This is a genomic window from Pseudomonas edaphica (genome assembly GCF_005863185.1).
In the GTDB taxonomy this organism is placed as follows: domain Bacteria; phylum Pseudomonadota; class Gammaproteobacteria; order Pseudomonadales; family Pseudomonadaceae; genus Aquipseudomonas; species Aquipseudomonas edaphica.
This window is the reverse complement of the sequence record NZ_VBVZ01000541.1, coordinates 1-4,207: the sequence shown is the minus strand read 5'-3', so window position 1 is coordinate 4,207 and position 4,207 is coordinate 1. Positions and strand designations below refer to the sequence as shown.

The following is a 4,207-nucleotide window of genomic DNA, read 5'->3' as shown; positions in this document are numbered from 1 at the left end:
TCTCGATATTGTGCGGGACAGTTTGCGCTGAGTTTCAGGGCCTCATCGCGAGCAAGCCCGGCTCCCACAGTTGACCGAGTAGTACCTGAGTAACCGGACCAATGTGGGAGCCGGGCTTGCCCGCGATGGCCTCGACTCGGTCTTCAACTCAAGACGCCAACTCAAAGAACGCCTGAATCAGCCGCAACGAGCGGCGCCGCTCCATACAGCCGAGCATGTGCCGGTTCAACAACCCATCGCCCTGAATCGTCACGGCCTGCACACGCGGGTCCTGGCTGACTTCCATTGACGACACCACGCCCACGCCCAACTCGGCCGCCACGGCTTCGGTCACCGCCTCGCGGCTGTCCAGTTCCAGCAGCACCTTGGGCTGCACACCCGCAGCTCCACACGCATCATCGAAGGTTCGCCGCGTGATGGAGCTGGGCTCGCGCAATACCATGATCACCTCGTTGAGCTGTTCCAGGCGAATGCCCTTGGGCAGTGCCGCCCACGGGTGGCTGGCCGGGACAAGCGCGCAAATACGCGACTCACTCAAAGGCTGCAGGTGCAGGCCATTGCGTGGCTCCACCTCCGTCAGCACCGCCACATCCGCATGCTCGGAGAGCAGCGCCGCCAGGGTTTCCTGGGCATTGCCCAGGCGCAGGTTCACGGTGATGCCGGGATAACGGGCACGCAGGCTGGCGATCATCGGCATCACCAGGTGCGGGCCGTCCGCGGCCACTTCCAGGCGTCCGCTGAGCAACTGCCGATTGGCTTCGAGCAACGCCTGCGCTTCATCCACCAGACCGAAAATTGCCCGAGTGATCGCGGCCAGACGCGTGCCCTCCTCGGTCAATTCCACCCGCCGGGCGGTGCGCCGCAGCAGCGCGATCTGGTAGTGCTCTTCCAGGGCCTTGATGTGCCCGGTCACCGCCGGCTGGCTGATGAACAGCCGTGCGGCGGCACGGGTAAAGCTGCCCTCGCGGGCCACGGCATCGAATGCACGCAGTTGAAACAAATTCATAGCTATCGGCCTCACTGATAGCTCGCATAACAACAAACAATTTGATTGATGACAAGCCAAACTGCAATTTAGGCGCCGTAGCTTCACCCCCCAATGACCTTGCGAGGACTTGAGATGAGCACTGCCGCGCCGATCCTGCTAACCCCTGGCCCCTTGACCACTTCGAACCGCACCCGTCAGGCAATGATGGTCGATTGGGGGTCATGGGATGACCGCTTCAACCAACTGACCGCCAGCGTCTGCACACAATTGCTGGCGATCCTGCACGCCACCGACAGCCACCACTGCGTGCCCCTGCAAGGCAGCGGCACCTTTGCCGTCGAAGCGGCCATTGGCACCCTGGTGCCGCGCAACGGCAAGGTACTGGTGCTGATCAACGGCGCCTACGGCAAGCGCCTGGCGAAGATCTGCGAAGTGCTCGGCCGCGACTTCAGCACCTTCGAAACCGCTGAAGACGAACCCACTACCGCCGCCTACGTCGACCGCCTGCTGCACGCCGACTCGGCGATCACTCACGTCGCGTTGATCCACTGCGAAACCAGCACCGGCATTCTCAACCCGCTGCCGGACATCGCGCAGGTGGTTAAACAGCACGATAAACGCCTGATCATCGACGCCATGAGTTCCTTCGGCGCACTGCCGATCGACGCCCGCGAAGTGCCGTTTGACGCGCTGATCGCCGCCTCGGGCAAGTGCCTGGAAGGCGTGCCGGGCATGGGCTTTGTCTTCGCCGACAAACAGGCACTGGCGGGCGCCCAAGGCAACTGCCATTCCCTGGCAATGGACTTGTTCGACCAGCACAGCTACATGGCCAAGACCGGCCAATGGCGCTTCACCCCGCCGACCCACGTGGTCGCCGCGCTGCACGAAGCCTTGCTGCAATACCAGGAAGAAGGCGGCCTGCCCGCACGCCATCAACGCTATGCCGACAACTGCCGGACGCTGCTCGACGGCATGGCCGCACTGGGTCTGCGCAGCTTCCTGCCAGCCGCCATCCAGGCGCCGATCATCGTCACCTTCCATGCGCCAAAAGACCCGCGCTACCAGTTCAAGGACTTCTACGAGCGGGTCAAGGCCAAGGGTTTCATTCTCTACCCCGGCAAATTGACCCAAGTAGAAACCTTCCGCGTCGGCTGCATCGGCCACGTTGACGCACAGGGCATGCAAGCGGCGGTCGAGGCGATCGGCCAGGTGCTGCAAGAAATGGAAGTGCTGGACATCTGATTGCCCCCATTACCCACAGGACTTGAACCATGAACTATCAAAACCCCAACACCCTCCAGGCCGTGATCCTCGACTGGGCCGGCACCGTGGTCGACTTCGGCTCTTTCGCGCCCACGCAGATCTTTGTCGAGGCGTTTGCCGAGTTCGACGTGCAAGTCTCCATCGAAGAAGCCCGTGGCCCGATGGGCATGGGCAAGTGGGACCATATCCGCACGCTCTGCGACCAACCGCAGGTCGCCGAACGCTACCGCAAAGCCTTTGGCCGCACGCCGACCGATGACGACGTGACCTCGATCTACCAGCGTTTCATGCCCTTGCAGATCGAGAAAATCGCCGAGCACTCGGCCTTGATCCCCGGTGCCCTCGACACCATCGCCCGCCTGCGTGTGCAAGGCATCAAGATCGGCTCCTGCTCCGGCTACCCCAAACAGGTGATGGACAAGGTGGTCGCCCTGGCCGCCACCAACGGCTACATCGCCGACCACGTGGTCGCCACCGACGAAGTGCCCAACGGCCGCCCGTGGCCCGCCCAGGCACTGGCCAACGTGATCGCGCTGGGCATTGACGATGTGGCGGCGTGCGTGAAGGTCGACGATACCGTACCGGGCATCCTCGAAGGCCGTCGCGCCGGCATGTGGACCGTGGCACTGACCTGCTCCGGCAATGCGCTGGGCCTGACCTACGAGCAATTTCGTGACCTGGACGCCGCCGCCCTGGCCAGCGAGCGCACACGCATCGAGAAGTTGTTCGAGGGTTCGCGACCGCACTACCTGATCGACACCATCAACGACCTGCCTGCGGTGATCACCGATATCAACCAGCGCCTGGCCCGCGGTGAAATGCCGCAAAGCGACTGATTGAGATCAAAACAACAGCATTTACGTCAGGCGCACCGCTCAAAACCGGCATACAGTTATAGGATTCCGTCGCGAAAGAACGGAAGTATGCCCTGATGAGTGAGGAACCAAGCGATGCCGTGGAAAAACTCCGATACCCGCTACAGCACCATGTCGATTGCGCTGCACTGGTTGATGGTGGTGCTGCTGGCGGTGGTTTACGCCTGCATTGAGTTTCGCGGGATCTTTCCCAAAGGCAGTGGCGGGCGGGCCCTGATTGTAGAAATGCACTACATGTTCGGCCTGACAGTGTTTGTGCTGGTATGGCTGCGCCTGTTTGCCCGCACCTTGGGCGTTGCACCAAAGATCGTGCCGGCACCGCCGCAATGGCAATCGGCACTGGCAACACTGATGCATCTGGCGCTGTACCTGTTCATGATCGGCATGCCGATTTTCGGCTGGCTGATCGTCAGTGCCCAGGGCCATTCCGTGATGTTTTACGGGATCGAGTTGCCGCCCTTGATTGGCGAAAACAAAGACCTGTCCAAACAGATCAAAGAATGGCACGAGCTGGGCGGCACCGTCGGTTATTGGCTGATCGGCCTGCATGCCGTGGCCGGTCTGTATCACCATTACTTCATGCGCGATAACACCGTGTTACGCATGATGCCCAAGCGCTAGCTCTCCATGCTCCGGCGGCCTTGCAGGCCGCCGGTGTGCACGAAAATCAAGCGAGTGCCGGGGGCGAAGCGTCCGGCCTCGATCTGTTGCTTCAACGCCAGCAAGGCCTTGCCAGTATAGAGCGGCTCCAACGGTAAGCCGCCTGCCTGTTCCGTCGCCTGGATAAAATCGAGCAATAACGGGTCGACCTTGGCGAAGCCGCCTCGGCTCGCGTCCAGTAATTCATAGCCGTGCTGCACGATGGCCTGCACGTTCTGGGCAACCCCGTGATCATCCGGCACCGCCAAGGCGCCGAACACCGGATGCACGCCCGCCTCTGCCAGCGCCAACCCGGCCAGTGTGGTGCCGGTGCCCGCCGCCAACCACCACGCGTCGTAATCAGCCCAGCCGAGCCTGTTCAGTTGAGCGCGCACCTGCTCAACCAACACCCCGCAACCCATTGCCCCGGCCCTTCCACCGC

At 62.2% G+C, this 4,207-nt stretch carries 4 protein-coding genes and 1 pseudogene; 3 read left to right on the top strand and 2 right to left on the bottom strand.

From position 1 onward, the window contains the following. Positions 1-148 precede the first annotated feature (148 nt). Positions 149-1,006 carry a LysR substrate-binding domain-containing protein gene (locus FEM54_RS26065; protein ID WP_017136483.1) on the bottom strand — a complete coding sequence of 286 codons (858 nt, stop codon included), beginning with the start codon at positions 1,004-1,006 and terminating at the stop codon, positions 149-151. 114 nt (positions 1,007-1,120) lie between these two features. On the opposite strand from FEM54_RS26065, the gene FEM54_RS26060 reads away from it, so the two are divergent. The 3 genes from FEM54_RS26060 (at position 1,121) to FEM54_RS26050 (ending at position 3,747) form a co-directional block, all read left to right on the top strand. Beyond that, positions 1,121-2,230, top strand: a complete 1,110-nt coding sequence (locus FEM54_RS26060; RefSeq protein ID WP_138453610.1) for a 2-aminoethylphosphonate--pyruvate transaminase — start codon at positions 1,121-1,123, stop codon at positions 2,228-2,230. Between the two features lie 29 nt (positions 2,231-2,259). Beyond that, complete coding sequence (gene phnX, locus FEM54_RS26055; RefSeq protein WP_138453609.1) at positions 2,260-3,087, top strand: phosphonoacetaldehyde hydrolase; 828 nt, start codon at positions 2,260-2,262, stop codon at positions 3,085-3,087. 114 nt (positions 3,088-3,201) lie between these two features. Further along, positions 3,202-3,747: a cytochrome b gene (locus FEM54_RS26050; protein WP_017136480.1), complete on the top strand. Its 546-nt coding sequence runs from the start codon at positions 3,202-3,204 to the stop codon at positions 3,745-3,747. Here FEM54_RS26050 and FEM54_RS26045 read toward each other — a convergent pair. Then, a pseudogene (locus FEM54_RS26045) lies at positions 3,744-4,207 on the bottom strand (1-aminocyclopropane-1-carboxylate deaminase); the annotation flags it as partial. The gene FEM54_RS26050 and the pseudogene FEM54_RS26045 overlap by 4 nt on opposite strands.

Excerpts from the sequence above, each read along its gene's own strand:
- FEM54_RS26065 (WP_017136483.1), bottom strand. The coding sequence starts at position 1,006 with ATGAATTTGTTTCAACTGCGTGCATTCGATGCCGTGGCCCGCGAGGGC.
- FEM54_RS26060 (WP_138453610.1), top strand. The coding sequence starts at position 1,121 with ATGAGCACTGCCGCGCCGATCCTGCTAACCCCTGGCCCCTTGACCACT.
- phnX (WP_138453609.1), top strand. The coding sequence starts at position 2,260 with ATGAACTATCAAAACCCCAACACCCTCCAGGCCGTGATCCTCGACTGG.
- FEM54_RS26050 (WP_017136480.1), top strand. The coding sequence starts at position 3,202 with ATGCCGTGGAAAAACTCCGATACCCGCTACAGCACCATGTCGATTGCG.